Source organism: Nocardia sp. NPDC060220 (genome assembly GCF_042727815.1).
Taxonomy (GTDB): Bacteria; Actinomycetota; Actinomycetes; order Mycobacteriales; family Mycobacteriaceae; genus Nocardia.
This window is the reverse complement of record NZ_JBHWZY010001124.1, coordinates 1-1,849: the sequence shown is the minus strand read 5'-3', so window position 1 is coordinate 1,849 and position 1,849 is coordinate 1. Positions and strand designations below refer to the sequence as shown.

Annotated in this window: 2 protein-coding genes; both read right to left on the bottom strand. The window is 62.2% G+C overall.

The features are described 5' to 3' along the window. Nucleotides 1-122: 122 nt before the first annotated feature. Complete coding sequence (locus tag ACFWF3_RS34380; protein ID WP_378631050.1) at nt 123-515, bottom strand: hypothetical protein; 393 nt, start codon at nt 513-515, stop codon at nt 123-125. A gap of 128 nt (nt 516-643) precedes the next feature. After that, nucleotides 644-1,477, bottom strand: coding sequence for a carbohydrate-binding protein (locus ACFWF3_RS34375; RefSeq protein WP_379318202.1), 834 nt, complete (start codon nt 1,475-1,477; stop codon nt 644-646). Nucleotides 1,478-1,849 lie beyond the last annotated feature (372 nt).

The following is a 1,849-nucleotide window of genomic DNA, read 5'->3' as shown; positions in this document are numbered from 1 at the left end:
GCAAACAAACCCGCCAAGACGGCCGCGAGAATGATGGGTGACGACAAGAAGCTCGCGTCGAAGTCGCTAAACGACGACTGTGGCCCGGTTCGTACGAACCGGGCCACAGTGTTGTCATGGGGTCAGCCGCCGGTGACCACGCAGGATTCCCCGAAGCGGAAGCCCCGGCCGACCGTCACATTCGCGCTGCTGGCGATGCCGTCCTGGACGGCGGTCATCGTGTGGGCGCCGGTGTAGGACGGCACCCAGTTGAACATGGCGACGCCGTCGGTCGGCGCGACCACGGCCAGCAGCGCGCCGTTGTCGTAGAAGGCGACAGGAATGATGCCGACACTGAGCCTGGCCAGCAATTGGTGGGTGCATCCGGTGCCGTAGTCGGTTGCCGAGCCGACGCTGAGGTTGGGTTTCACCGTCAATTGCGAAACTCCGGCCGAGGCGGTGGGTGCACCGAGGGTCGCGGCCAGCATCGCCGTCCCGAGGGCAGCAACGGTGATGGCGAATTTCCTGTCACTCATATTTCTCACGTCCTTGTGCTGCGGGGCCGACCGAACGCGAGGCCGGCGAGTCGGTCCCCATCCTCACCCCATCGCGGGACCGATGGTGGGAGAACACACGAACCGTTTCGCCGACCTCGTCGCGCCGGCTACAGCTGCGACCAGAGTGCGGGAGTGTTCGGTGGCGTCCAATTCGGGTCGTGCACGGTGTGCGCCTGCCTGCAGCTATAGGTCGCGCCCTGATAGGTGACTTTGTCGCCGATGGCATAGGTGGCGCCCTGACGCCACGGCGATCCGCCGGGGGCGGCCGTGGTTGTCGGATGCTCGTGCCCGGGGGTAGTCGTCACCGGCGGTTTCGTGGTTGTAGCTGGGGGTTTCGTGGTCGTAGGCGGTGTGGTGGTCGGGGCCGGGGTATTGGTGGTCGGCGGGGAAGTGGTGGGTTTCGGGGTGGTCGTCGGCGGCCGTGTGCCGCCCCCGCCGCTCACCTCGAGATCGACGCAACTGTAGAAGGCCGCTGCCGTATCACCGATATTCCAGACCGCGCGCAATTTCTGACGGCCGGAATAACTCGACAAATCAACGGTATGGGTCACCTCCATGGACGGCTGTTCGTTCCGGCCGTCGAACACAGCAATTCTGGTGTTGCCGATGAAGTATTCCCAATTCAGCGTGCGATGATTCGCGGTATTCTTCCATGTGAAACTCGCACTGCCGGAGACTTTCTGCGGCACCCAGCCGAGGCTGTCGTCGTCGAGCTCAGGGTATTTGTTCGCACTACAGGTGGTGAGCCCCTTCGGTCCCTCCACGCTCTGCGGCTCGTATTTCACCGCGCCGCAGGGCACGAGGCCACGGGCGCATTGCTCCTGCCTGCTCGCGGGTCCGGTGATCCAACCGTGCGCGGTGGCACTCCCGGCGGGCACCAACGCGGTGACGATGGGCGCCAATGCCATTGCTCCGGCGAAGAACAGGATTCGACTTCTCACTATCAATACTCCTTGGAAACGCACGCGGAGGACGACAGGGGCAGGCTTGCCGTCCGGGAAACATTTCGAGCGATGACACTGAACACTTCGATATCGAACTGTGATTCCGAAGATTAGGGTTACGAAGATCATCCGTCAACCGTCCCGGTAGCGAAAAATACTGCTACCGGCCGGTATTCGCGGATAATTTCCCAACTGTGCGAATACAGCGAATATCCGCGTTTGGAACCAACCGGTATCCATCCGAAGCAAACGGCCGGTTAATCTCGCTGCTGTGCGGGGTGTACAGATTTGCCATCGGTTGTAGATAGGTAGCCATGTCGACAACAAGCTGTCTTACTGTTCGAGGGCGAGCACCCACAGCAGGGAGCC